We start from the raw sequence: 24,587 nt of genomic DNA on the forward strand, positions 1-24,587 counted from the left end.
AGTGGAATAAGGTGAAAAGATTGACAATAGTGCTAACTATTTTGTTCATGGCGTTCATTGGAGCGTTGATTGGAGGGGTAACGAACCACCTTGCGATCAAGATGCTTTTCAGGCCGCATGAACCGAAATTTATTGGGAAAACGCGCTTGCCGTTTACGCCGGGCTTAATTCCGAAACGCCGCAGTGAGCTTGCGACGCAGCTGGGTAAGACGGTAACGAATTATTTGCTGACGCCTGATCTTTTTAGGAGAAAGCTGATGACACCTGTCATGGAAGAACGTGTGGAGAAGTTTGTTCAGGATAGAATGAACAAGTACATCTTGCAGTCGGACAAGACATTGAATGATTGGCTAAACCTTGCGGGAGCATCAGAACTTCCCGAACAAGTGGAAGGAAAATTGCTTACATTAATTGATCGTCAGTTACTTGACATGAAAACAAAAGTGACAACTGGTACAGTGGCTGAAGTGGTTCCATTGCGCTGGCAACAGCAAGTGGAGGAAAGAATACCGCATGCTTCGAATTTCTTGTTGCAACGCGCAGAAAAGTTTATTAATTCTGATGAAGGCAAAGACACCTTCCAAAAGCTGATTGACGATTTCCTGAATTCGAAAGGTACATTAGGCGGTATGCTGAATATGTTCTTCAACGATTCGGATTCGCTAGTCGGTAAGATCCAGCGGGAAGCACTGCGCTTTACAGGAGCACCGGGAACGAAGGAATTGCTCGATAAGCTGATCTGGAAAGAGTGGCGTAATATTCAACAACAGCCGATGGAAAAGTTGACGGCAGAGTTCGACTTTGACAGCGTTTTTAATTCGGTGAGGAAGTACGCGGTCGATCAATTGGCACTGAGAGAACGGCTTGACTACAGTTTAGAACATTATTGGCCGACTGGTGCTGAATGGACTGCGGATAATGTAACACCGCAGATTGTAAAGTTTGTCTTCGGGCAGGCAGAGCTTCAGCTGGAGCAGTCGTTACAAAAATTAAAGCTCGATGAAATGGTGAAAGAACAGGTTGATACATTCCCAGTAGCTGTTCTGGAGGATTTAGTACTCGGTATATCACGCAGAGAGTTTAAGATGATTACGGTTCTTGGCGCAGTACTTGGCGGCGCGATCGGTATCATACAAGGGATTATTGCTTTAACATTAAATGGACTTTAGGAGGAATTTACATGACTATTAATATTTATGATGATATGAACAAATTGGAATCTACCTTACGCAAGACAGATCAGTACTTAGCGGTGAAAACGGCTATGGAAGACGTCAAGGGTGATGAAGAAGCGCGTGTGCTTTTTGAAAGTTTCCGTGAAATTCAAATGAATTTGCAGCAGAAGCAAATGGCCGGCGAGGAAATCCCAGGTGAAGAACTCGAGCATGCACAGAAGACTGCGCAATTAGCTCAGGAAAATCCGTTGATCATGGCGATGCTGACTGCAGAAATGAAGCTTAGCGAATTAATTGAAGAAGTAAACCGTGTCGTATTGAAGCCTGTGCAAGACCTTTATGAAAGCTTCAATTAATAGTATAATTGAAACCGGCCCAGGCCGGTTTTTTTCAATCGATGGAGAGTAGGAGAGAACGATGCAGCAACTAAATGTATTTGAGCAGTTCCCGCAAGACTGGATCCGGATGTTTACCCATCTGGCCAATTTATTTTTTGAGCAATCAAAAGTAGGGACTGAAACGGTAGATGACGCCACTATTGACATACGATTTTCTGAACAAATGAACGGCTCTTCTCCAAGTGTTTTAGCGGAACTTCAATGGAAGGGCCGGCAATATACTTCGGAGTTTGCTGAAGCATTTTCAGAGACAGATGAAAAAGAACAAGTGCGCCAGAAAAAAAGAATGTATTCACATGTTCTGCTGGATGTTTTAGAACAAGCAACTGGTATGGAACAGGAATGGGGAATACTAACTGGAATTCGGCCGACTAAGCTCTATCATATGTATAAACAGGATGGTTATACGACTGAAGAAGCAAAGCAATTATTGCAGCAGCGCCACCGGGTATCTGTACGAAAGAGTGAATTGATCGCACAGATTGCAGACATTCAGTTGAATGCACTGCCTGACCTTTATTCGCTGAAGCAAGAAGTTAGTATCTACATTGGAATTCCGTTCTGTCCGACGAAATGCGCGTACTGTACATTCCCGGCCTATGCCATTCACCGCAAAAACGGCCGTGTAGAAAACTTTCTAGACGGTTTGCATGAAGAAATGCGGGCTATCGGAAGCTGGCTAAAAGAGCGTGATATCCGTATAACGACAATTTATTTCGGCGGCGGTACACCGACTTCGATTGAAGCGGATGAAATGGATGCACTCTATCAGACAATGGTAGATTCTTTCCCATACATGGAGCATGTGCGTGAAGTGACGGTGGAAGCGGGACGTCCTGACACGATTACCGTACCGAAGCTGGAAGTGCTGAAAAAATGGGGCATCGACCGAATTAGCGTCAATCCGCAATCTTATACGGATGAAACACTGAAAGCAATCGGGCGCCACCACAGCGTGCAGGAAACGATCGACAAGTATTGGCTGTCTCGTGAGCAGGGCATGCGCAACATCAACATGGACCTGATTATCGGCTTGCCAAATGAAGGGCTGGATGAATTTGAGCATTCATTGGCTGAGACGGAAAAGATGCAGCCTGAATCGCTGACGATTCATACACTGTCGTTCAAACGGGCTTCCGAAATGACGCGTAATAAAGACAAGTATCAAGTGGCGGACCGTGAAACTGTTGGCAAAATGATGAAACGCGGTGAGGAATGGGCAGAAACGAACGGCTATATTCCTTATTATCTGTACCGTCAGAAAAATATTCTGGGCAATCTTGAAAATGTCGGCTATTCACACCCTGGAGAAGAGAGTCTGTATAATATCTTGATCATGGAAGAGGCGCAGACGATTATCGGATTAGGCTGCGGAGCTTCTAGCAAGTTCATGGACCCCGAAACAGGCAAGCTGACACAGTTCCATAATCCTAAGGAACCTGCTGCTTATATTCTTGGTTTTGAAGAATCAATCGATAAAAAAATAGCGTATCTGGAGGAACTATTTCCTTCAGTTCACTCAATAGATTAATGAAAAATCCCCAGTCATTGCGGTGATTGGGAATTTTTTTATCGATAGTTATGCAAATGATCTGGTAATTGTGTATAATTAGTGAATGAACGACCATTCACAATAAAGGGGGAAATGATTATGACAAAACAGATCGAAGTGGAAATTCAAGACAGATTGGCAACGGTTACATTTAATCAACCAGCAGCGATGAATGCGATGGACGGAGAAATGATGAGAGAGCTTGCAGACGTCGTTGATGAACTTCGTGGGAACTCATCTGTACATGTAGTGCTGTTCCGTGGAGCTGGCGGGGCGTTCTCAGCAGGCGGCAACGTTAAAGCGATGCTCGACCCGCGAGGACCGATGAAGATGGAAGACATTATGGTCGACTTATCCAGACTGGCTCTGTCGATGTACAGCATGCCGCAGATTACAATCGCTTCGGTCCATGGTGCAGCAGCCGGGCTTGGATGCAGTATTGCCATTGCATGTGATGTAGTAATTGCAGAGGAATCCAGTAAGATTGCTATGAATTTCATTGGAATTGGTTTGTTGCCGGATGGCGGCGGTCATTTCTTCCTGAAAGAGCGAGTGGGTACAGCAAGAGCGAAGCAGCTGATCTGGTCAGGCGAAGTACTGGACGGCAAACGTGCTGCGCAAATCGGCCTTATCGATCAAGTAGTGGCGGACGGTGAAGCATGGAATGCAGTACAGAAGCATGCACAGAAAATTCTTCATTCCCCGACAGCTTCAATGGCAGCATCTAAACAGATTTTGCATGCTGCAGGAATTGAAGAGCTGAAGAGAGTGGTAGAGTTAGAGAGTGAAGGTCAGGCAGCGATGCGCAGAACTTCAGACCACAAAGAAGGAATCCAGGCATTCGTTGAGAAAAGAAGACCTAGTTTTATAGGTCAGTAATATAAAACAGACACGCAGTTTTGCGTGTCTGTTTCTTTTTAATGAGATTTATTGATATTTAGCAGCAGTTTCCCGCCAAGAGAAATATCCTTTTTCAATCGCACGCAGTAATAGTTCTGCGGATGCTAAGTTTGTAGCCAACGGAATACCATAAACATCACATAAGCGAAGCAATGCACTTACATCGGGTTCATGCGGCTGTGCAGTCAGAGGATCGCGGAAAAATAAGATTAAATCCAATTTTCCTGTTGCGATCATGGCGCCAATTTGCTGATCTCCGCCAAGCGGTCCTGACATAAGACAGCTGATGGAAAGCTCTGTTTCTTCCATGATCCGTTTCCCAGTCGTACCTGTTGCGTAGAGAGTATGTTTTGCAAATATTTGTTCATAAGCAATTGTAAAATTCACTAATTCAGACTTTTTTCATCATGCGCAATTAAGGCAATGTTCAAACCAGTCACTTCCTTCTACGTGATATTGACGAAGATAGCGTATCACAAATAATGAGAAAAATCTCGCTTTTGGGAGGCTGATTTATAAATTCTCTAATGAAAACAGCGGGAAGTGAAAATGAAAAGGCTTACAAATGAATTTCTTTAAATTTACTAGGTTTTTTTCAAGAACATGTATGGTTGGAGAAATAATTTTCAAATAAAAAGTTTCCCGGGAAATAATTTGGAGGAAAAAGAAATATGAAGAGAGCAAGATTGGGGTGGTTCAAAGAAGTCGGACTGTTTTTATGTTTGAACAAGATGAAATTTGTCGGTTAGATGCAAAAAAAGAGACTGTCCCGTTGCGAATCGGGAACAGTCTCTTTTTAGACGTGAAATAATAATAGCTTTCCAAGTGGAGAAGCCAGGCGGTGTGTGCGCTCAAGTAAGTCTTTTTCTGTGAGCAGCTGGCGGCCCTGTTCTTTTGCAGCATCATCATTTGCTGCAGTGAATGATTCTTCTGTAATCATGGAGCCATCTTTTTCGTATGCAGTCAGTTTGTAGGTCTTCATTCCATCTCCTCCATTTCTTTTTATTCAGTATACTATGAAATAAGATAAATGAATAGTGATTCATTACACTTCAGTGTAAAGTAAACTTGACATTGAAGAAAATGTAAAGTAAGCTTTACGTAAAGTTACCTTTACAATTCTGTTTTTAAGATGCTAAAGAGGGTGATAAAACTGAATAACCTGATCAAAGTGAAAAGAGTTGAAATGGGGTGGACGCAGGATGGACTTGCGGAAAAATTAGATGTTTCCCGGCAGACCATTATTTCCTTAGAAAAAGGAAAGTATAATCCATCTCTCGTACTTGCGTTTAAAGCTGCTAACTTATTTGAATGCAGCATAGAGGAACTATTCATTTATAAGGAGGAATAGAGGATGTATGAAGGTTTTAATATAGGATCATTTTTGCTTGGATTGCCGCTGGGACTTGCAATTACAGGTATGGTACTGTTCATCAGCTGGAGAATGGGTAAGAAGCAGAGACGTTACGATGAAAGATATCAGACCATACATCGCCAGGCCCGTTCATATTCCTGGATGGCCACTACAGCTGCTGTTTTGATAGGATGGATGGTTGCTATATTACTGGAGGGACCTGGTATAGCGTTCTTCATTTTAACTGCAATCTGGGTGGTGCATATGTTGTCTTATATAATTGGGGCAGCAGTTGCCAGCCAAAAAAATTAAAAAATTTTGAAACAATTCGAGATGTGAAACGTAGAACTAGTTAATGAGATTGAGAGGAGACTAATGCACATGGCTTTACAGCTGGAACAAGTGAGCAAACGATTTGGGGACTTTACGGCAGTGGATCAGCTGTCCCTGACGGTTGAAGAAGGAACAATGTACGGCTTTCTCGGAGCTAACGGGGCAGGCAAGACGACTACTTTCCGTATGATTCTTGGCTTGCTGAATACAACAGCAGGTTCGATTCATTGGAACGGTCAGAAAATAAGCTATGCAACGAGCCCACTTATTGGTTATTTACCTGAAGAGCGGGGGCTATATCCGAAAATGAAGGTGCTCGAGCAACTTGTATTTCTCGGCCAACTGCGCGGCATGAATAAAACAGCTGCAAAAAATGCAGCACTTCAGTGGCTCGAACGTTTTGAAGTACCTCACTACACGAATAAAAAAGTGGAGGAACTGTCTAAAGGGAATCAGCAGAAGATTCAAGTCATCGCCTCGTTAATGCATGATCCGAAGCTGTTGATCCTGGATGAACCGTTTTCAGGCCTTGATCCAGTAAATGTAGAAATGTTGAAACGGGCGATTATTGATTTCCGCAATAGCGGAGCGACGATTTTATTTTCCAGTCACCGCATGGATCATGTAGAAGAATTGTGTGAGCAGCTCAGCATTATTCACCACGGGCAGCAGCTCGTTAGCGGCAATTTACGGGATGTGAAGCGCTCGTTCGGCAAACAGAATGTCAGAATTCGAGCAGATTTCCCGCTTGAAGAACTCGATACGATAGCTGGTGTTATTACAGCCCATCATTCATTGGAAGGCGCGGTATTCCAGGTGGAAGAAGAAAGTACGGCGAATGCATTACTGCAGGCAGCTTTATTGAAAGGTCCAATCCGGCATTTTGAAATAGAAGAACCATCTTTGCAGGACATCTTCATTGCGAAAGTGGGGGAAGAACATGCGTGAGTTCTGGATTATTTTTAAGCAAAGCTTTGTCACGAAAGCGAAGACTAAATCGTTTTTTATCACGACGCTAATTATGGTGGCGGGAATATTTCTCTTTGCCAATCTACCTAGCCTCATCAGTTCGGTGAGTAAATTAATTGGCGATGGAGAAGAAGACAAGGTACTCGTGCTGGATGACAGCGGGGTGCTCCTCGAACGTTTGCAACAGCAGCTCAAACTAAGCGATGAAGAAATTGCAGTGGAGTCTGCAAATGAAACGAAAGAACAGTTAGAAAAGCAAGTGGAAGAAGAAAAAATCGATGGATTCATTGAATTGAATCTGGATGCATCACAGACCATTCAAGCGACATATACGTCAGCCAGTTCAGTGGATCAGTATCTGCCGTCTTCTTTGCAAGACGCATTACAGTCCATCCAGACTGAAGTGAAGGCTGAACAGTTATCACTGTCGGGTGAAGAAGTGGCGACGCTGTTTACACCGATTCATTTTGAAAAGAAAAATATTTCTGCTTCGGCTAAATCGGAGGAGGAACTGAATCAGGCGCGTGTGCTTGTGTATGTGCTAATGTTCGTCATTTATTTTGCGGTCATCATCTATTCTTCTATGATTGCGACGGAAGTGGCGACGGAGAAGTCTTCACGTGTCATGGAAATCTTAATTTCGAGTGTGTCGCCTGTTAAGCATATGTTTGCGAAGGTGCTGGGAATCGGATCGCTTGGGATCGTGCAGATTCTAGTATACGGTTTGGCAGGTTTGATCGCCTATAAAGTTTCTTCAATAGGCGAAGAAAATGATTTTTCAGCATTCTTCAGTTTGGAAAATCTGCAAGTCAGCACATTGGTTTATGCCGTCGTGTTCTTTTTGTTAGGTTATTTCCTTTATGCGACTCTTGCTGCGTTACTCGGTTCATTAGTCAGCCGGACGGAAGATGTTCAGCAAATGATCATGCCGATGTCGCTGCTGGTCGTGGCAGCGTTCATTATTGCAGCTACGGGGCTTGGGAATCCAGAGATGGGATATATAAAAATTGCCTCTTTTGTGCCATTTTTCGCTCCATTAGTTATGTTTTTACGTGTAGGTATGCTCGATCTTCCGCTTTGGGAGCCGTTGCTGTCAATTGGAATCATGGTCGTTACCATTGCGCTTCTCGGCTGGTTTGGAGCAAAGGTGTATCGCGGAGGCGTGCTGATGTACGGTCCTTCCCGTTCATTGAAAGACTTGAAAAAAGCAATTCAGCTCGGAAAAGAATAACTTGCAGCCTGCCGTCGATAAGGGACGGCAGGCTTTTTGCATGTACTTTAAAAGTAAGGAGCGCTTATGGTAAAATAGAGAACGAGTATTCGACGAAAGAGGTGCAACAATGGAGACAATCCGTTTTTTACATACAGCGGATCTGCATCTGGATAGCCCATTTAAAGGTATGACAGCAGCAGGTTCGAATGAATTGGCCAGACTGCAACAATCTACTTTTGCGGCATTTGACCGTTTTATTGACTATGCAGTGAAGGTTCAGCCAGATTTCATTGTCATCGTAGGCGATTTATATGATGGAGAAGACCGCAGCCTGCGTGCGCAAATTCGTTTCCAGCAAGGTATGCAGCGTCTTTTTGAAAAAGAAATCCCCGTTTTTATTACCTATGGCAATCATGATCATTTGGCGGGCAGCTGGACGAGAGTTTCATTGCCTGCTAATGTACAGGTGTTTTCTGAAGAAGTGGAGCAAAAGCAGCTGTCTGTGCGAGATGAGACAGTCTATTTGCATGGATTCAGCTATCCGCAGCGCCATGTGACAGAGCCGATGATCGCGGATTATCCAGTCGCTTCAGGTGACGGAATCCACATCGGACTTTTGCATGGAAGTGTGGCGGGAGATGCGGCACACGCTGTCTATGCGCCGTTTACTGTAAGTGAGCTGCAGGAAAAGAATTATCACTATTGGGCGCTCGGCCATATCCATAAGCGTCAGCAGTTAGCGGAAGAACCCCCTGTCGTTTATCCTGGTAATCTGCAGGGGCGGCACCGGAAAGAGCAAGGTTTGAAGGGGTTTTATGATGTATCGATTACGCGTGAGAAAGCTTCACTGAAATTCGTTGGAACTTCAGATATTGTTTTCAACCGTCTGACCGTTTCCTGTGAAGGTATTGATTATGCGGATGACTGGGTGACCAGGTGCCAGGAAGCAATTGCCGGGCTTGTCGCAGAATCGGGCAGTGCAGTCGTAGAACTAGTTATGGAAGATATGGAAGGGCTGGCAAACGATTTGCAACGTGCGTCTTCGGAAGCGGAGTGGCTCGACATTTTGAGGGAGCAATACAGCGGAATCGAACCGTTTGTATGGATATCTTCAATTGAATGGCCGGCTGTTTCCAATGATGAGGTGCCGAAAGCATTGTTGGAGCCGGTTGAACAGACGCTAGAAAGCTGGCAGGCGGATGAATGGGACGGACTTGTAAAGGACATCTACAGCCATCGGGCAGGCCGGTATTTAGAACGCTTGACTCCGAATGATACGGAGCAGCTGAAACAGCAAGCTGCGGCTTTATTGGCTGCAGAATTGCTGAAGGAGGGATAATCCAATGAATATTAAAAAGATCGTCCTGTATGGGTTTGGCCGTCATGAGAATGTAGAAATTAATTTGCAGGCTGGTATGAATTTGCTGTACGGACCGAATGAAGCCGGGAAGACTACGATTCAGCAGGCGATCTTGCATATTTTATTCGGTTTCCCGCAAAAGAATCAGCAGGAGCTGCGCTATGAACCAAAGACAGGCGGCAAGTACGGCGGGTGTCTGTATATAGAGGACGCGGAGTTTGGCGATTGGATGATTGAACGCGTGCGCGGGAAATCTTCCGGTGACGTGACCATTCGTTTTGAAGACGGACGCACGGCTGGTGAAGAAGAGTTGAAAGTATTGCTTCGCGGCTACGATAGGCAGGCTTTTGAAGCGGTGTTTTCATTTTCGCTGTTTCAATTGCAGGGGCTGGAGAAAATGGATGAGGATGATCTGAGCCGGACATTGCTGGCATCAGGCACGACAGGTCTTGATTCGCTTTGGAAAGTGGAAAAGCGATTGGAGAAAGAAGCATCCGATTTATTCAAAAAGTCGGGCAGAGTGCCGCCGATGAATCAAAAGATTGCAGAAATTAAAGAGCTGGAACAGGCGATGCAAAAAGAACAGCAGAAACTTGCGGCATTTGAGCCATTAACGGAACGTCAGCAGGAATTGAAGAAGCAAGTGAAGGCACTGCGGGAAGAAGAACAGCAATTGCATAAGCAGGCAGATGAACAAGTGCTGGCTATGCAAGTCGTGCCGCTGCAGCAGCAAGAACGTCAGCTGACTGAACAGTTGTCTGCGCTTCCTGATGTACAATTCCCTGCAGAAGGCATCCGCCGCTATGAAGAGCTGGCAAGCAGACAGGCTGAGCTGGAAATAAAAAAACAGCGTTTGTTGAAGGAACGGCAGCAATGGCAGGCAGATTTAGTTGAATTGAGGCCCGACAATGAACGGCAATTGCTTGAACGGTGGACTGCGCAAGAAGCGGAATGGCATCGAATGCGCACAGACACACTTTCTGCTGAACAGGAAATCAGACTGCTTGAGACGAAGAAACTGCAGCTTAAACATCGTCTGGCACTAACAGATATTCAGCTAGAGGCAATAGGGGATCTGGATATTTCAATTCAGCGTGAACGGCAGCTGGAACCTTTAATTGAGCAGCAGAAAGATGCAGAACAACAGATAAAGGCTTTGAATCGTATGTTGGCGGAAGCGGAAAATGAGCGCGAGGAAGCAGAGCAGCGAAAACAACGGCTTGAGCAGCAGGCGGTTACACAGGAGGAAATGAAGAAGCTCGAGAAGTGGCCGGAGATCAAACGCAGGCTGGCGGAAGCGAAAGTCATGCTGTCTGTTGCAGATCAACAATCAACGAGCCGCATGGTTCCGCTGTTCTTACTCGTCATCGGGCTCATGATAGGCGCATATAGTATGTGGCAGCAGCAATGGCTGTTTGTGATTGTGGGCGTTGTCAGTGTAGCGGCAGGATTTTGGCTGTGGAAGAAACAGCCGGCTTCATTGGAAGAACAGCTGGAATTTATTCGGGCTAATGAACCGTTAGCAGCTGAAATGGAAAGTTTAACTGAACGTTTTGAAGTACAGAAACGTGAACAGCAGCTTATATTTACAGAGATTGAAAAAATGGAGCGCAAATTAACGAATCTAGTTTCAGAAATGGAACAGCTGCATCAGCAAAAACAGCAGGCAGCCAATGAACTCGAGAAGGCTGTGCAAGACGATCCAATCGATTTGACGTTCAATATTCAGGAGAGCTTCCGACTGCTGCGTGAATTGCAGGATACTTCAGCAGAGCAGCAAACATGGCGTCAGCGGCTACAGGCAGGCAAACAGCAGCTGCAGGAGCGGATAGATGAAGTGGAAGAACTGCTCGGACCTGTGCCGGAAAGTGCAATGTACGAACGACTGCGCCAGGAATTGATGAATCAAAAAGAACTGCTTGGAAAATATCACAGCCGCGAGCAGACACTTGATAAACTTCAGAGCGAAATTCAAGAGACAGAAGCACTGCTACAGTCGATTGAAGCGGAAATTCAAACACTGTTCGATTTGACAAAGGTTTCGGAAAAAGAACAGTTCTATACAGCTTATCAAGACGACCAGCAAGCACAGCTATTAAAGAGGCAACTTCGGGAAGTTCATTCGCAGCTTTCTCTGTATGGTGATGAGCCTTTGAATGCTGATTGGACGCTGCCTGAACTTGAGCGCAGCCGGGAAGCCACTGCAGAGCGCCTGACAGCTCTTCGTGAGGAAGTGACGGAATTAGTGGATGAACAGGTCAAGGTCGACCATGAGCTTACAGAGCTGGGCAAAAGTGGAGCGCTAAGTGAACTTCAGCAATTGTTCGAAATGCGAAAAGCAGAGCTTGCGGACCTTGCACAACAGTGGACGGTCCGAAAAGCCGTGACAGAAGCGATCCGACAGACGATGAGTGAATGGAAAGAGCATCAGCTACCGGCTGTTCTTAAACTGGCGAATGAATGGTTCAGCCGCTTAACTGGCGGGCGCTACCGCACACTCGGTTTGACGGTGGAAGGATATTTCCAGGCTGTGACGTATGACGGCCAGTCATTTATGATGAATGAACTGAGCCAGGCAACAAAAGAACAAGCGTATCTTTCATTACGGCTAGCCTTGGCTTCTGCACTTTCAGACCGAGCACCATTTCCGATTATTATGGATGATCCATTTGTTCACTTTGATAATGAAAGACTTTCGAGTATGATAGAAATTATTAAAGCATTAGAGCCATCTCATCAATTTTTATATTTTACTTGCCATTCAGATAGGGAAGCAAAGTGGTCAAGTGATGTACATAAAGTCGAGATCGGTAAAAAGGTTAAAGGAGAGATCGATTGATGAAAAAACTAATGGAACACCAAGCTGGAGAACCGGTGGATATGTATTTATTGATTAAGCAGGCGACTAAAGGCATCACACAGCAGGGAAGTCCGTTTATGACGTTGATTCTCCAAGATAAAAGCGGCGATCTCGAAGCAAAGCTGTGGGATACAGGAGAAGAACAGGCGCGTTTGTATCAAGCTGCTTCAATTGTAAAAGTTGGCGGAGAAGTTCATGAGTACCGCGGGAAAAATCAGCTGCGCATCAAGGCCATCCGTCCGGTGAAGGAAGAAGAAGGCGTGACGATCGCGGATTTAGTCCCATCTGCTGAAAAGAGCAAAGAAGTATTGTTCGAGGAATTAATGCAATATTTCTTCGAGATGAAAAATCCAGATATCCAGCGGGTCACTCGCCATCTAATAAAGAAGCATCAGGCAGATTTCATGCTCTATCCTGCTGCCACAAGAAATCATCATGACTATGTAACGGGTTTACTGGATCACGTCGTGTCGATGTTGAAGCTTGGAAAAGCCATCGCAGAACTGTATCCGACGCTCAATAAAGATTTATTGTACGCGGGCATTATCCTGCATGATATCGGTAAAGTCGTGGAGCTTTCAGGACCTGTCGGCACGCAATATACAATAGAAGGAAATCTACTTGGTCATATCACCATTATGGTCAATGAAATTGCCAAAGCGGCAGATGAACTGGAGATTGAAGGCGAAGAGGTCATGCTGTTGCAGCATATGGTTCTCTCTCATCACGGAAAAGAAGAGTGGGGAAGCCCGAAACGGCCGATGCTGAAAGAAGCGGAGATCCTGCATTATATCGATAATATCGATGCGAAAATGAATATGCTCAACCGCGTTATGTCTAAGACGAAACCCGGAGAGTTTTCAGAACGCGTATTTCCACTCGATAATCGTTCATTCTATAAACCTACATTCGAATAAGTGTAGTATCCAAATGAAAAATCAGGTTGCTCAGTCAAAGCGGCCTGATTTTTTATTTGAATTCTTTTTTATTCTGGCTGGTAATCATAAAAAGCATGTTGGCGCTCATACAAACCGCGCTACCGCTCATACCTTACCGGCGAGTGATCATAGAGACCCTACAGCTGATCATTGAGGCAGCGCAAGTGATCATAAGTGTCCGCTGTTCGCTCATTGAAGACAATCCACAACAACAAAAAGCCCCACCGGCGCACAGCCGGTGGGGCAAATCGTCTATTATTTTTCTTTTTTCGTCTTTTCATCTTCTTCTTCAACTAGAGGAGCTTCCTCTGGTTCTGCTGCAGGCTGCTCTTTGAACAGGTCAAGTGCTGATTTAAGATCTTCATCTTTAATCTTCACATCTGCCTCTTTCACTAATTTAGAAACCTTAGTCAACAGCTCGTTCTCGTCAGATTTCTCCATCAATAACTCGTGTTTGATTTCTTCTTTCTTTTCATCAGTGATTTTTTCATCTTTCTTTTGACGCTTTTCTTTTACTTCGATGATGTGGAAACCGTGATCAGACTGAACTGGCTCACTGATTGTGCCTGGCTCTAAGTGATAAGCTGCCTCCCAGAATTCAGGAACCATAACACCGTAACCGAACCAATCCAAGTCGCCGCCTTCTTCTTTAGATCCTGGATCTGTCGAATATTCCTTCGCTACTTTCGCAAAGTCTTCTCCCTTGTCCAGTTTTCCTTTTACTTCTTTAGCTGTTTCTTCATCTTCTACAAGAATGTGACGCGCGTTAATCTCAGACTGAGATTCCTCAATACGCTTATTTAATTCTTCGTCAGAAACTTCTACACCGTCAGTCAATGCCGCTTCTTGCAGCTTTTGCAGACGGATCATTTTCTTGAAGCTATCAGGAGTCTGACCTTGCTGCGCCAAGAATGCTTCGAAGTTTTCACCTAGCTGTTCTTTGTTTTTGTTAAACTCTTCGTCTACTTGCTTTTCGTCGACTTTATACTTATTTTCAAGAACTTTTTCGAGAACAATCATCTGCATTGCTTGCTCGCCGACGGAGTCCTTCATTTCTTTGTAGAATTCTTCTTTTGTTACGTCACCAGCTTTAGACGTCATGACTTTTTCGCTGTCTCCGCTACCGGAACAAGCAGATAAAGCTGCAACAGATGCTGCGAGTGTAAAGACTAAAATTTTCTTTTTCATTTAAATAACTCCCCTAATCTAAATATCATTTCAAGGTAACACTATAGCATAAAACGTTTGAAAAACAAAAAGGTTCCATCTTTTCAATCGCCCAACCGCCTTTTTCCTGCTTCGCATAAGATACAGTGTGAAAGGGGGTGCCTCCATGAGCGGTTATAACCAAGGCGGAGCAGGTACATCCGGCTTTGCTCTAATTGTTGTATTGTTTATCTTGTTGATTATTGTCGGTGCAGCGTACTTGTATTAAAAAAAGCCCGTTCCCTTTAACGAGGGGCGGGGCTACATAGCCGTTTTATGCACTAAAGAAGACTTCTACATATAAGGATAAGATGAGGATTGTGATAAGAATGTTTACCGTCCGATAGATTTTCGGCTGCTTCTCCTCTGGAATCTCTTTGGATTGGCAAAGCGCAAATGTCATCTTATTAATTTGGAATAGATAAAACAGTGAAAAAAGAATGGTAACCGTAATAACCATTATTGACCTCCTCGTTATGCTTTCTGTGTCTGTACCATCATAGCAGAATTTATACCCAAAAGAAAAAAACCGAATTGCTGATCTTAAGATTCTATTTTGGACTTCTGAAGATAATCATTTGAATCTTCGTAAGTCTTTTCGATATTTTGGAAACCTTTTTCAAAAATATCCATAAAGTCATCTCCGTAAATATTACGCAGCACGGACATCACTTCAAGAAACTCAGGGAATTTGCCGTAGATGTCTCTGATTGGCAAAGAACCTTTAAGAATACTGTAATCCTCATTGTGATAATTTGCGTTCATCTCGATCAGCAAGTTTTTGCCTTCGTCCGTAACAGTCACATATGTATTGCGGCGGTCATCATTTTTCTTTGAAAAGTATAATAGTTCCCGCTGTTCGAGTTTCTTCGAGAAGTTGAATGCAGTAGAAACATGCATTACACCGAATTTCGCGATATCCGAAATCGTGGCGCCTTCCATGTGGTAAGAAATCCATAAAATGTGATGCTCATTAATATTTAAGTCATAAGGTTTGATCCATTGCTGCCAATCTTTTTCAACTGCTTTCCATAATGCCTTAGACATTTGGGCGACGCGTTGGTTGAAGATCATGGCGTCTTTCCGTGAAATATTCTGCTCTGCCATCAGGGCACCTGCTTTCTTTCCATCATTTTTATTTATTATACCAAAAAAACAACAATTAAAAAAGACGGAATAATAACTTAACTGATACTGAGTGTAAGTGCCTACAGAACAGAGTGGAAATTACCAAACTGTATTCTGCAGCCTCTCCTTACACATTGATGATCAGCCAGGTGTTTGAACTGATATACAGAGGGGGGTGAATATGATTTATTGACTACCTATGGACTTTTCTAAATCGTCCAAGGCATTTTGGATGGCTGAAATCTCTTTTTCTAATCTTTTTTTGTTATGTTCTGTTGAACGCTTCCAGTCTGCTACGGAGTCTTTCATTTCTTCGACTGTCTCCGGGACAAGTTCTTTTGCTTCTTTAGACAGGTTGGTTACCGAATCTTTAAGGTCGTCGACTTTCCCTTTAACATCTTTCAGCTTGTCTTTCATGTCGAGTGAAGCGGATTTTACACTGGATCGCAGCTCGCTGCCGGGCTGCGGTGTGGAGTATAGAACAGTGATGGCGGAAGTGACGGCACCAGCCGCCAGTCCAATAAAGAATGTAGACGCTTTCATGTTGAAAACACTCCTTTTGATTAGTAGTTTATTTTATTAAAGCACGTGAACCTAAGCCTAGGCAAGAGAACACGTGAAATTATTATGCGAGGAAAAGCATTCTATAGTTGAATTTATAAACCTGTATTCTATAAGCTATCTTGTAGCGTTGATTTCCGTTCCAGGCGGACGCGTGTCTTGCGGACCCGCGGTGAGCCAAGCGAACAACGAAGGGTTCGCTTTGCCTTAATTTCTGTGTTTTTCAGAAATTAAGGCACTTTGACACGGCGTACTTAGACTGCCTTGCACTCCAACCAACTTAGTTGGCTGGACATAATACCTCTTATCATGTGAAAAATTTAGTTTAACTTGTGATAGTAGAATGTTTGTTAGCTAGAGATAGTGTTAGGGGGATACTGTTTCCCTTGGTTCCAGAGGGACACTCCGGAAAGCGTACCGGCTGAAGCGGAAATCCCCAAACTGCATACTAATTCTTTAAAAGCACACTGTTCACTAACTAGTAACTATCTTATGCATCCAAACGCTGTTTAATATTCGCAGCGAGTTCGGTCAGGACGTCTGTAGGGAACTGCTCTACTTTTGGCTGGAACTCTAGTTGGAAGCCGTCTGACTTGTCGTATCTTGGAATCAAGTGCATGTGGAAATGGTAGACGGTCTGTCCAGCGAAAGAGCCGTTGTTCTGCAGCAGGTTCATTCCTGCCGGCTGAAACTCTTCTTTTAAAGCTGTTGCGATCTTAGGCGCTGCTTTAAATAAGTTGGCAGCTTCTTCTTCTGTCATATCATACAAATTTTCACAGTGTTTTTTAGGAATTAGAAGGACATGCCCCTTAGTGACTGGCATGATGTCCATAAAAGCGATGACATGCTCGTCTTCGTAAACTTTTTCTCCCGGAATGGAGCCTTCAACAATTTTGCAGAAAATACATGAGGCCATTTCTACACTTCCTTTCATGTTTGGATGTATTGTAGCATATTTTCAAATAGTTAACTAAGGCGGACTAAGCATTTTTATAAATTCTTTGGTAAAATGAAAAGGAAGATTGGAGGAAATACGATGGCAATTTTAGAATTAGAACATGTAACAGGCGGTTATACCCGCAAACCTGTTCTGCACGACCTTTCCTTTCAGATTGAAAAGGGCGAACTGGTCGGGTTGATTGGACTGAATGGTGCAGGTAAAAGTACGACAATCAAACATATTATCGGACTTATGAACCCTCTTGAAGGTGAAATAAAAATTGATGGGGCGACATTCAGTGACAAAGCACATTATCGGCAGTCGTTCAGTTATATTCCTGAAACGCCGGTGCTTTATGAAGAACTGACGTTGCTTGAGCATTTAGAAATGACTGCGATGGCTTACGGATTGGACAAGCAACAATTCGAAGCACGTACTGAACAATTGCTGAAAGAATTTCGCATGGAGAAACGTCTGAAGTGGTTTCCCGCTCATTTCTCCAAAGGGATGCGCCAGAAGGTCATGATTATGTGTGCATTTTTGGTGGAACCCAAACTGTATATCATTGATGAACCGTTTGTCGGCTTGGATCCGCTTGCCATTCGTGCATTGCTTGACCAGATCATTGAGCGTAAGAATGCTGGTGCGTCTATCTTGATGTCAACACACGTTTTGGCTACTGCAGAAAAATACTGTGACAGAATTATCCTGCTGCATGAAGGTCGAGTGCGTGCGAACGGCACAATGGATGATTTGCGTAAGGCATTTGGACGTCCTAATGCCACACTTGATGATCTATATATCGCAATGACTGAGGAAACTGAAAATGAACACTATGTATGATATTTGGGGCAAACGCTTCTTTCATTATATAAATGAACTCCAGAAGTATATGCGCTATGTATTCACAGGACATTTAGCCATTGTCTTCATGTTCGCAATTGGAGCGGGTGGTTATGCTTATAGCGAATGGTTGAAAGAGGTGCCCGTCGATTTTCCGTCTGCTCTGATCGTATCAGGTGTAATTGCGTTGTTATTAATGAAAGCAGCGCCAACGACGTTACTCGAGCCTGCTGATATCGTCTACTTTCTGCCTTTGGAGGACAAGCTGCCGGGGTATATGAAACGGGCGATTACATGGTCGACTTTTTCGCAGCTGCCGCTACCTTTAGTTGCAGCTATTGTATCGCTTCCTTTATTGAAGGCTACGGAAATAGGATCAGGTATGGACTATATATTACTTGTCCTGCTGATCATTGGAATCAAAGGTTTATTTGTAGGCTCTGAATACAGTGTAAGAATCGCAAAGCACAAATTTGTCTGGCCAGATCGAATCATTCGCTTACTGCTGGCATTTCTGACGATTTACTTCACATTAGTGTGGAGCCCGGTTGCATTTTTCATTGGTTTATTGGCAGCGCTACTTTATATGAAATGGTGGGAGAAGCAGGCAAGTCAAAAACCATTCCCATATGAACAATTCATAGAATTGGAACAGAACCGCATGATGCGTTTCTATCGATTTGCTAACTATTTCACAGAAGTGCCGCACTTGGTCGGTTCTGTCAGTAAACGAAACTGGCTGAAATTTGCCATGAAGAACGCCACATTTAATAGAGGAGATGTACAAACGTATCTGGTTGGACGTACATTTATCCGCACAGATGATACATTTTGGCTGTGGGTGAGGCTGACAGCATTATCCGCACTTGGTGCATTTTTAATACCTATACCGATTGTGTCATTCATTTTCGTTGGTGCATTAGCATTTGCGACTGCAGTTCAGCTGGTTTTGGCTCTTGAGGGCCGTGTAGAATTCACCATGGATCAGTTATTCCCTGAAGAAGCAGAAAAATCTCAAGTGAAAGCAGTTCGTTCGCTTGTCAGAAAACTTCTCATACTTCAGGCGATTATCTTGTTGGCGGCTGCCTTACCGCTGTACGGATTAAGTCTGATTCCTGTACTGATTGCAGCTGTTGCATTGATTGTTGGAGAAGCAACGATTCGTTTGACGAAAGAACAGGAAGTATTATAACGCCCAACCGAACTGAATTATCTGAATATATATACCTAGCGTCAAGTTGGCTAACTAAATAGAAATCATCCAAAAGTTCGAATATTTAGTATAGTGGTTGCATTCTGGGTTTCGTTGCATATATAATTACTAAAAGGTAACAGGGGTGAGAGAGATGAACAATAACAACTCATATGCTGAATTTTTGAAAGCCGTAGGGAACAACAGCACTTCTCTCCAAGCAGAAAAGTTGCTGAACGAAATCTATTGGGATCTTTTTTTACAGCACATTCATTGGGAGCAGACGCAAACCCGGATTATGAAACTTATTGATGACGCTCTAGATCGCCGCGATGAAGAAGCATTTGATATGTATACGCAGCAATTAGATGAATTTAAGCAAGTGCAAGGATATGAATATAAAGAGAAATAATGAAAAGACGCTATGCAGACAACATCTGTGTAGTGTTTTTTTAATTTGTTATAGCCTGGAGGAGATAGGAGTTATTTTCGCTTCTGAAAGGGTAATAATAGATACATACGTAGTGTTCTTAAAACGTACGTTCGTTTATTCTTTTGAAAAACCGCATCCTGTGGTAAAATAGAAGGACGATCTATTTAAGAATAGGAGTGGAATTGTGTGAATGAAACTTTTCAATTGCAGGCGCCCTATACACCACAAGGAGATCAGCCATCCGCGATCGCAAGCCTTGTCAGCGGCCTAAAAGAAGGTAAAAAGCATCAAACGTTATTAGGTGCTACAGGAACTGGTAAAACGTTCACCGTTTCGAATGTCCTGACTGAAATAAATAAACCTACACTGGTCATTGCTCATAACAAAACGTTGGCCGGTCAACTATATAGTGAATTTAAAGAGTTCTTTCCAGATAATGCGGTAGAGTACTTCGTCAGTTTCTATGATTTTTATCAGCCTGAAGCCTATGTGCCACAGACAGATACTTATATTGAAAAGGACTCTTCTATTAATGATGAAATCGATAAACTGCGTCACTCCGCTACTAGTGCGTTATTTGAGCGCAATGATGTCCTAATTGTAGCGTCCGTATCCTGTATTTACGGTTTGGGATCTCCGGAAGAATACAATGAAATGGTCTATTCCATACGAACAGGTATGGAGATTCCACGGAATGAACTGTTGCGCAAACTGGTAGATATCCAATATGAACGGAATGATATCAACTTTACGCGTGGAACATTCCGTGTCAGAGGAGATGTCGTGGAAGTATTTCCGGTGGCGCGCGATGAACGCTGTATCCGGTTAGAATTTTTCGGAGATGAGATCGAACGGATTCGTGAAGTCGATGCACTGACAGGAGAAGTAATTGGGGACCGTGAACATGTCGCAATTTTCCCGGGATCCCACTTCGTTACGCGAGAATCAAAATTACTGAAAGCCATAGATAATATTGAAATCGAGCTTGCAGAACAGCTGAAATACCTTCGTGAAAATGATAAGTTGCTGGAAGCGCAGCGATTGGAACAACGCACGAACTATGATTTGGAAATGATGCGGGAAATGGGTTTCTGTTCTGGAATTGAAAACTATTCAAGACATTTGACGTTGCGTGAAGCAGGAGCGACACCTTATACCCTGCTGGATTATTTCCCTGATGATTTCTTGATCGTGGTGGATGAAAGCCACGTTTCACTACCTCAAATCCGCGGAATGTACAACGGGGACCAAGCACGGAAGAAAGTGCTGGTGGACCATGGTTTCCGCCTGCCGTCTGCGCTTGATAACCGTCCGCTGATGTTTGAGGAATTTGAAAAGCATATAAGCCAGGCGATGTATATTTCGGCAACGCCCGGACCTTATGAAATTGAACATACAGATAAAATGGTAGAACAAATCATTCGTCCGACAGGTCTTTTGGATCCTGTAATCGAAGTGCGCCCGATTGAAGGGCAAATTGATGATTTATTGGATGAAATTCAATTGCGTATTGAGCGCAATGAACGGGTGTTGATCACCACATTAACTAAAAAGATGTCTGAAGATCTGACTGATTACTTGAAAGATATCGGTATTAAAGTGCAGTATCTTCATTCTGAAGTCAAGACACTGGAACGTACGGAAATTATTCGGGACCTGCGTATCGGTACGTACGATGTCCTGATCGGCATTAACTTGTTACGGGAAGGGATCGACATTCCGGAAGTTTCATTGGTGGCTATTTTGGATGCGGATAAAGAAGGTTTCTTGCGGTCAGAGCGAGCGCTGATCCAAACGATCGGACGTTCAGCGCGAAACTCCGAAGGGCGGGTCATCATGTACGCCGATAAGATGACTGACTCCATGACAAAAGCAATCAGTGAAACTGAACGCCGACGTGAAATTCAAATGGCGTATAACTTGGAACATGGTGTTACCCCGAAAACAATTAGTAAACCGATTCGTGAAGCAATCCGGGCAACTCAAGTGGCGGAAGAATCGGAATCGTATTTACAGCGGATAACGGAAGGCAAGAAGTTGTCGAAGGACGAGAAAGGCTTGCTGATCGTCAAAGTGGAAAAAGAGATGAAAGATGCGGCGAAAGCACTGGACTTCGAAAGAGCTGCTGAACTGCGTGATACGCTGATAGAACTGAAGGCAGAAAGGTAGAATCTGGATGAAAAATAAAGAACTTGTGATACAGGGTGCTAGAGCCCACAACTTGAAAGATATTACCGTCAAAATTCCGAGAGATCAACTGGTCGTTATAACTGGTCTGTCAGGCTCGGGTAAGTCTTCACTTGCTTTCGATACGATCTATGCAGAAGGACAACGCAGGTATGTTGAATCCTTATCTTCATATGCGCGGCAATTCCTCGGACAGATGGATAAACCGGATGTTGATTCCATTGAAGGGCTTTCCCCGGCTATTTCAATTGATCAGAAGACGACGAGTAAAAACCCGCGTTCGACGGTAGGGACCGTTACGGAAATTTACGATTATTTACGTTTGCTGTACGCGAGAGTAGGAAAGCCGGTGTGTCCGCTGCATGGCACAGAAATATCCACGCAGACGGTCGAACAAATGGTGGACAGAATTATAGAACTGCCAGAACGGACTCGCATTCAAGTATTGGCACCGATCATTTCGGAAAGAAAAGGAACACATGCGAAGTTAATAGAAGATATTAAGAAACAAGGCTACGTCCGTGTCCGTGTCAATGGTGAAACAATGGACCTCGACGATAATATTGATTTAAATAAGAATAAAAAGCATACGATAGAAATTGTTATTGACCGAATCGTTATGAAAGAAGGCGTAGAGACACGTTTAAGTGACTCGCTGGAATCTGCACTGCGCTTAGCTGACGGCAATGTAATAGTGGATGTTATTGGTGAAGAAGAATTGTTCTTCAGTGAACATCACGCTTGTCCGATTTGCGGATTCTCTATCGGAGAACTTGAGCCGAGAATGTTTTCATTCAACAGTCCATTCGGTGCTTGTCCTGAGTGTGATGGGTTAGGGATGAAATTAGAAGTAGATCCTGACTTGGTCATACCGAATAAAGACCTGACTTTGAATGAGCATGCCATTGCGCCTTGGGAACCGACGAGTTCTCAATATTATCCGGAGCTGCTTAAGACGGTAGCGAAGCATTACAACATCGATATGGATGTGCCGGTAGGCGAACTGGCGGATTCAGATATAGAGAAGCTGCTGAAGGGGTCGACGAAAGAGAAGATCCATTTCCGCTATACGAATGAATTCGGCAGTACACGTGACAGCAATATTTATTTTGAAGGTGTCTTGCGCAATATAGAGCGCCGTTATCATGAAACTTCGTCCGATTATATCCGTGAACAGATGGGCAAGTATATGACAGAGAATCCTTGTCCTGCATGTCTCGGCTATCGCTTGAAGCCGGAGTCACTGGCAGTCTTAGTTAACGGTCAGCATATCGGCCAGATTACCGAGCGTTCCATTGTGGAAACGACGAAGTTTTTCGACGGGCTGGAACTGTCTGAAAAAGATGCCCAGATTGCTGATATGATTCTAAAAGAAATTCAGGAACGACTTGGGTTCTTGATTAACGTAGGTCTTGATTATCTGAACCTGTCCCGTTCAGGTGGTACATTATCCGGTGGTGAAGCGCAGCGGATCCGGCTGGCTACACAAATCGGATCGCGTTTGACAGGTGTACTCTATATTTTGGACGAGCCTTCCATTGGACTGCATCAGCGTGATAACGACCGACTCATTGCGACACTGCAAAGCATGCGGGATATCGGTAATACGCTGATTGTCGTAGAACATGATGAAGATACAATGATGGCAGCGGACTATCTAATTGATATCGGTCCGGGAGCCGGTGTTGCAGGCGGTGAAATTGTTGCTGCCGGTACACCAGCCAAAGTGATGAAAAACAAAAAGTCATTGACAGGTAAATACTTGAGCGGGGAAAAGTTCATTCCGCTTCCTACTGAACGCAGACAACGAGACGACAGAAGCATCGTCGTCAAAGGAGCTACAGAAAACAATCTGAAGAACTTGGATGTCGCTTTCCCGTTAGGCCAATTTATTGCAGTGACAGGTGTTTCGGGATCAGGTAAAAGTACATTAGTCAATGAAATTCTGCACAAAACATTGGCACAAAAACTGAACCGTTCGAAACAAAAACCGGGTAAATTTGATGAGATCAGCGGTGTGGAGCAGCTTGAAAAAGTCATCGACATCGATCAGTCTCCAATCGGACGTACACCACGTTCCAATCCGGCTACGTATACAGGTGTATTCGACGATATCCGTGATGTCTTCGCCATGACCAATGAAGCGAAAGTGCGCGGCTATAAAAAAGGCCGATTCAGCTTTAACGTTAAAGGCGGACGCTGTGAAGCCTGCCGCGGAGATGGAATCATTAAGATTGAGATGCACTTCCTGCCTGACGTCTATGTTCCATGTGAAGTCTGTCACGGTAAACGTTATAACCGCGAAACGCTAGAAGTAACATACAAAGGCAAAAACATCGCGGATGTACTGGCAATGACAGTGGAAGATGCGGTTGTGTTTTTCGAAAACATTCCAAAAATCCACCGGAAATTGCAGACGATAGTGGACGTCGGACTTGGCTACGTCCAATTAGGGCAGCCGGCCACGACATTATCAGGCGGTGAAGCCCAGCGTGTGAAACTGGCTTCAGAACTTCATAAACGTTCAACCGGCAAATCATTCTATATTTTAGATGAACCAACAACCGGCCTGCATGTGCACGACATCGCAAAACTATTAGAAGTTCTTCAGCGTCTAGTTGACGGCGGCAACACCGTTCTCGTCATCGAGCACAATCTCGACGTCATCAAAACCGTTGACTACATCATCGACATCGGTCCGGAAGGCGGAGACAAAGGCGGACAAATCGTCGCAACCGGAACACCAGAAGAAGTTGCAGAAACACCCGAGTCCTACACAGGTAAATATCTAAAAACCATTCTCCAACGCGACCGCAACCGCATGAAAGAGCTTATTGCGAAAACTGGCAGATAAATATATGAGTTCATTTTAACTTTCTAGGTAGGAAAAGTTACAATGTTGAAACTGCTTAGTTGATTGGAGTGCAAGGCGGCGACTCCCTCTTGGAAATACGATAGTGACAAGGTTTATCGCGTTCTGAGTAAGACCAAAAAATATTTTTTCGGATGTATCTGTAGTATGTGTTCCCTAAATATACATGACTT

The 24,587-nt window shown here is 44.0% G+C and carries 23 protein-coding genes and 1 pseudogene; 17 read left to right on the top strand and 7 right to left on the bottom strand.

Translation table 11 applies throughout. The annotated features are described in order from the left end of the window. The first annotated feature begins 29 nt into the window (after positions 1–29). The 4 genes from Q1J64_RS01560 (at position 30) to Q1J64_RS01575 (ending at position 4,004) form a co-directional block, all read left to right on the top strand. Positions 30–1,169 carry a DUF445 domain-containing protein gene (locus tag Q1J64_RS01560; protein ID WP_301107363.1) on the top strand — a complete coding sequence of 380 codons (1,140 nt, stop codon included), beginning with the start codon at positions 30–32 and terminating at the stop codon, positions 1,167–1,169. Positions 1,170–1,180: 11 nt separating this feature from the next. Further along, entirely contained in the window at positions 1,181–1,531 is a 351-nt protein-coding gene (locus tag Q1J64_RS01565) for a YlbF/YmcA family competence regulator (protein WP_301107340.1), read from the top strand. Positions 1,532–1,592: 61 nt separating this feature from the next. Beyond that, complete coding sequence (locus Q1J64_RS01570; RefSeq protein WP_301107341.1) at positions 1,593–3,104, top strand: coproporphyrinogen III oxidase; 1,512 nt, start codon at positions 1,593–1,595, stop codon at positions 3,102–3,104. 114 nt (positions 3,105–3,218) lie between these two features. Beyond that, the gene (locus Q1J64_RS01575; protein ID WP_301107342.1) at positions 3,219–4,004 is read left to right on the top strand and encodes an enoyl-CoA hydratase; all 786 of its coding nucleotides are present in this window, start codon (positions 3,219–3,221) and stop codon (positions 4,002–4,004) included. 48 nt (positions 4,005–4,052) lie between these two features. Here Q1J64_RS01575 and mgsA read toward each other — a convergent pair. Both mgsA and Q1J64_RS01585 read right to left on the bottom strand, forming a co-directional pair. Next, a pseudogene (gene mgsA, locus Q1J64_RS01580) lies at positions 4,053–4,465 on the bottom strand (methylglyoxal synthase). A 356-nt stretch (positions 4,466–4,821) separates the two neighbouring features. After that, on the bottom strand, positions 4,822–5,007 hold the full coding sequence (locus tag Q1J64_RS01585; RefSeq protein WP_301107343.1) for a YhzD family protein: 186 nt from the start codon (positions 5,005–5,007) through the stop codon (positions 4,822–4,824). Between the two features lie 150 nt (positions 5,008–5,157). Between Q1J64_RS01585 and Q1J64_RS01590 the strand changes: the two genes are divergently transcribed. From Q1J64_RS01590 to yhaM, 7 genes are all read left to right on the top strand, one after another. After that, the gene (locus Q1J64_RS01590) at positions 5,158–5,376 is read left to right on the top strand and encodes a helix-turn-helix transcriptional regulator (protein WP_301107344.1); all 219 of its coding nucleotides are present in this window, start codon (positions 5,158–5,160) and stop codon (positions 5,374–5,376) included. 3 nt (positions 5,377–5,379) lie between these two features. After that, positions 5,380–5,691: a DUF2178 domain-containing protein gene (locus tag Q1J64_RS01595; protein ID WP_301107345.1), complete on the top strand. Its 312-nt coding sequence runs from the start codon at positions 5,380–5,382 to the stop codon at positions 5,689–5,691. A gap of 69 nt (positions 5,692–5,760) precedes the next feature. Next, the gene (locus tag Q1J64_RS01600) at positions 5,761–6,660 is read left to right on the top strand and encodes an ABC transporter ATP-binding protein (RefSeq protein WP_301107346.1); all 900 of its coding nucleotides are present in this window, start codon (positions 5,761–5,763) and stop codon (positions 6,658–6,660) included. Beyond that, the gene (locus tag Q1J64_RS01605; RefSeq protein WP_301107347.1) at positions 6,653–7,912 is read left to right on the top strand and encodes an ABC transporter permease; all 1,260 of its coding nucleotides are present in this window, start codon (positions 6,653–6,655) and stop codon (positions 7,910–7,912) included. The genes Q1J64_RS01600 and Q1J64_RS01605 overlap by 8 nt, the downstream gene beginning before the upstream one ends. A gap of 109 nt (positions 7,913–8,021) precedes the next feature. Beyond that, on the top strand, positions 8,022–9,233 hold the full coding sequence (locus Q1J64_RS01610; protein WP_301107348.1) for a metallophosphoesterase family protein: 1,212 nt from the start codon (positions 8,022–8,024) through the stop codon (positions 9,231–9,233). Between the two features lie 4 nt (positions 9,234–9,237). Further along, a complete protein-coding gene (locus Q1J64_RS01615) occupies positions 9,238–12,093 on the top strand; it encodes an ATP-binding protein (RefSeq protein WP_301107349.1) in 2,856 nt (951 codons plus the stop codon). Then, positions 12,093–13,031: a 3'-5' exoribonuclease YhaM gene (gene yhaM / locus Q1J64_RS01620; RefSeq protein ID WP_301107350.1), complete on the top strand. Its 939-nt coding sequence runs from the start codon at positions 12,093–12,095 to the stop codon at positions 13,029–13,031. The genes Q1J64_RS01615 and yhaM overlap by 1 nt, the downstream gene beginning before the upstream one ends. Positions 13,032–13,307: 276 nt before the next feature. Here yhaM and Q1J64_RS01625 read toward each other — a convergent pair whose 3' ends face one another. After that, positions 13,308–14,240 (bottom strand): peptidylprolyl isomerase, encoded by a 933-nt coding sequence (locus tag Q1J64_RS01625; protein ID WP_301107351.1) that lies wholly within the window; start codon positions 14,238–14,240, stop codon positions 13,308–13,310. Between the two features lie 145 nt (positions 14,241–14,385). On the opposite strand from Q1J64_RS01625, the gene Q1J64_RS01630 reads away from it, so the two are divergent. Beyond that, entirely contained in the window at positions 14,386–14,487 is a 102-nt protein-coding gene (locus tag Q1J64_RS01630) for a YjcZ family sporulation protein (protein ID WP_153721013.1), read from the top strand. 45 nt (positions 14,488–14,532) lie between these two features. On the opposite strand, the gene Q1J64_RS01635 is transcribed toward Q1J64_RS01630, so the two are convergent. The 4 genes from Q1J64_RS01635 to Q1J64_RS01650 all read right to left on the bottom strand — a co-directional run bounded on the left by Q1J64_RS01635 (position 14,533) and on the right by Q1J64_RS01650 (position 16,863). Next, positions 14,533–14,718, bottom strand: coding sequence for a hypothetical protein (locus Q1J64_RS01635; protein WP_301107352.1), 186 nt, complete (start codon positions 14,716–14,718; stop codon positions 14,533–14,535). Positions 14,719–14,801: 83 nt separating this feature from the next. After that, positions 14,802–15,365 carry an HTH-type transcriptional regulator Hpr gene (locus tag Q1J64_RS01640; RefSeq protein WP_301107353.1) on the bottom strand — a complete coding sequence of 188 codons (564 nt, stop codon included), beginning with the start codon at positions 15,363–15,365 and terminating at the stop codon, positions 14,802–14,804. Between the two features lie 207 nt (positions 15,366–15,572). After that, positions 15,573–15,929, bottom strand: a complete 357-nt coding sequence (locus tag Q1J64_RS01645; RefSeq protein WP_301107354.1) for a YtxH domain-containing protein — start codon at positions 15,927–15,929, stop codon at positions 15,573–15,575. Positions 15,930–16,437: 508 nt separating this feature from the next. Beyond that, on the bottom strand, positions 16,438–16,863 hold the full coding sequence (locus tag Q1J64_RS01650) for an HIT family protein (RefSeq protein WP_301107355.1): 426 nt from the start codon (positions 16,861–16,863) through the stop codon (positions 16,438–16,440). Between the two features lie 120 nt (positions 16,864–16,983). Here Q1J64_RS01650 and Q1J64_RS01655 point away from each other — a divergent pair, with 120 nt between their 5' ends. The 5 genes from Q1J64_RS01655 (at position 16,984) to uvrA (ending at position 24,396) form a co-directional block, all read left to right on the top strand. Further along, positions 16,984–17,730 carry an ABC transporter ATP-binding protein gene (locus Q1J64_RS01655; RefSeq protein WP_301107356.1) on the top strand — a complete coding sequence of 249 codons (747 nt, stop codon included), beginning with the start codon at positions 16,984–16,986 and terminating at the stop codon, positions 17,728–17,730. After that, positions 17,714–18,922 carry an ABC transporter permease gene (locus Q1J64_RS01660; protein ID WP_301107357.1) on the top strand — a complete coding sequence of 403 codons (1,209 nt, stop codon included), beginning with the start codon at positions 17,714–17,716 and terminating at the stop codon, positions 18,920–18,922. The genes Q1J64_RS01655 and Q1J64_RS01660 overlap by 17 nt, the downstream gene beginning before the upstream one ends. Before the next feature lie 154 nt (positions 18,923–19,076). Beyond that, positions 19,077–19,334, top strand: coding sequence for an IDEAL domain-containing protein (locus Q1J64_RS01665; RefSeq protein ID WP_301107358.1), 258 nt, complete (start codon positions 19,077–19,079; stop codon positions 19,332–19,334). Between the two features lie 207 nt (positions 19,335–19,541). Then, the gene (uvrB, locus tag Q1J64_RS01670) at positions 19,542–21,524 is read left to right on the top strand and encodes an excinuclease ABC subunit UvrB (RefSeq protein WP_301107359.1); all 1,983 of its coding nucleotides are present in this window, start codon (positions 19,542–19,544) and stop codon (positions 21,522–21,524) included. Positions 21,525–21,531: 7 nt separating this feature from the next. Then, positions 21,532–24,396 carry an excinuclease ABC subunit UvrA gene (gene uvrA / locus Q1J64_RS01675; RefSeq protein WP_301107360.1) on the top strand — a complete coding sequence of 955 codons (2,865 nt, stop codon included), beginning with the start codon at positions 21,532–21,534 and terminating at the stop codon, positions 24,394–24,396. Positions 24,397–24,587 lie beyond the last annotated feature (191 nt).

The organism is Sporosarcina sp., from assembly GCF_029257255.1.
In the GTDB taxonomy this organism is placed as follows: domain Bacteria; phylum Bacillota; class Bacilli; order Bacillales_A; family Planococcaceae; genus Sporosarcina.

Excerpts from the sequence above, each read along its gene's own strand:
- Q1J64_RS01615 (WP_301107349.1), top strand. The coding sequence starts at position 9,238 with ATGAATATTAAAAAGATCGTCCTGTATGGGTTTGGCCGTCATGAGAAT.
- Q1J64_RS01640 (WP_301107353.1), bottom strand. The coding sequence starts at position 15,365 with ATGGCAGAGCAGAATATTTCACGGAAAGACGCCATGATCTTCAACCAA.
- Q1J64_RS01570 (WP_301107341.1), top strand. The coding sequence starts at position 1,593 with ATGCAGCAACTAAATGTATTTGAGCAGTTCCCGCAAGACTGGATCCGG.
- uvrA (WP_301107360.1), top strand. The coding sequence starts at position 21,532 with ATGAAAAATAAAGAACTTGTGATACAGGGTGCTAGAGCCCACAACTTG.
- Q1J64_RS01565 (WP_301107340.1), top strand. The coding sequence starts at position 1,181 with ATGACTATTAATATTTATGATGATATGAACAAATTGGAATCTACCTTA.
- Q1J64_RS01605 (WP_301107347.1), top strand. The coding sequence starts at position 6,653 with ATGCGTGAGTTCTGGATTATTTTTAAGCAAAGCTTTGTCACGAAAGCG.
- Q1J64_RS01610 (WP_301107348.1), top strand. The coding sequence starts at position 8,022 with ATGGAGACAATCCGTTTTTTACATACAGCGGATCTGCATCTGGATAGC.
- Q1J64_RS01595 (WP_301107345.1), top strand. The coding sequence starts at position 5,380 with ATGTATGAAGGTTTTAATATAGGATCATTTTTGCTTGGATTGCCGCTG.
- Q1J64_RS01600 (WP_301107346.1), top strand. The coding sequence starts at position 5,761 with ATGGCTTTACAGCTGGAACAAGTGAGCAAACGATTTGGGGACTTTACG.
- Q1J64_RS01655 (WP_301107356.1), top strand. The coding sequence starts at position 16,984 with ATGGCAATTTTAGAATTAGAACATGTAACAGGCGGTTATACCCGCAAA.
- Q1J64_RS01635 (WP_301107352.1), bottom strand. The coding sequence starts at position 14,718 with ATGGTTATTACGGTTACCATTCTTTTTTCACTGTTTTATCTATTCCAA.
- Q1J64_RS01585 (WP_301107343.1), bottom strand. The coding sequence starts at position 5,007 with ATGAAGACCTACAAACTGACTGCATACGAAAAAGATGGCTCCATGATT.
- Q1J64_RS01575 (WP_301107342.1), top strand. The coding sequence starts at position 3,219 with ATGATTATGACAAAACAGATCGAAGTGGAAATTCAAGACAGATTGGCA.
- Q1J64_RS01630 (WP_153721013.1), top strand. The coding sequence starts at position 14,386 with ATGAGCGGTTATAACCAAGGCGGAGCAGGTACATCCGGCTTTGCTCTA.
- yhaM (WP_301107350.1), top strand. The coding sequence starts at position 12,093 with ATGAAAAAACTAATGGAACACCAAGCTGGAGAACCGGTGGATATGTAT.
- Q1J64_RS01625 (WP_301107351.1), bottom strand. The coding sequence starts at position 14,240 with ATGAAAAAGAAAATTTTAGTCTTTACACTCGCAGCATCTGTTGCAGCT.
- Q1J64_RS01650 (WP_301107355.1), bottom strand. The coding sequence starts at position 16,863 with ATGGCCTCATGTATTTTCTGCAAAATTGTTGAAGGCTCCATTCCGGGA.
- Q1J64_RS01665 (WP_301107358.1), top strand. The coding sequence starts at position 19,077 with ATGAACAATAACAACTCATATGCTGAATTTTTGAAAGCCGTAGGGAAC.
- Q1J64_RS01660 (WP_301107357.1), top strand. The coding sequence starts at position 17,714 with ATGAACACTATGTATGATATTTGGGGCAAACGCTTCTTTCATTATATA.
- Q1J64_RS01590 (WP_301107344.1), top strand. The coding sequence starts at position 5,158 with ATGCTAAAGAGGGTGATAAAACTGAATAACCTGATCAAAGTGAAAAGA.
- Q1J64_RS01645 (WP_301107354.1), bottom strand. The coding sequence starts at position 15,929 with ATGAAAGCGTCTACATTCTTTATTGGACTGGCGGCTGGTGCCGTCACT.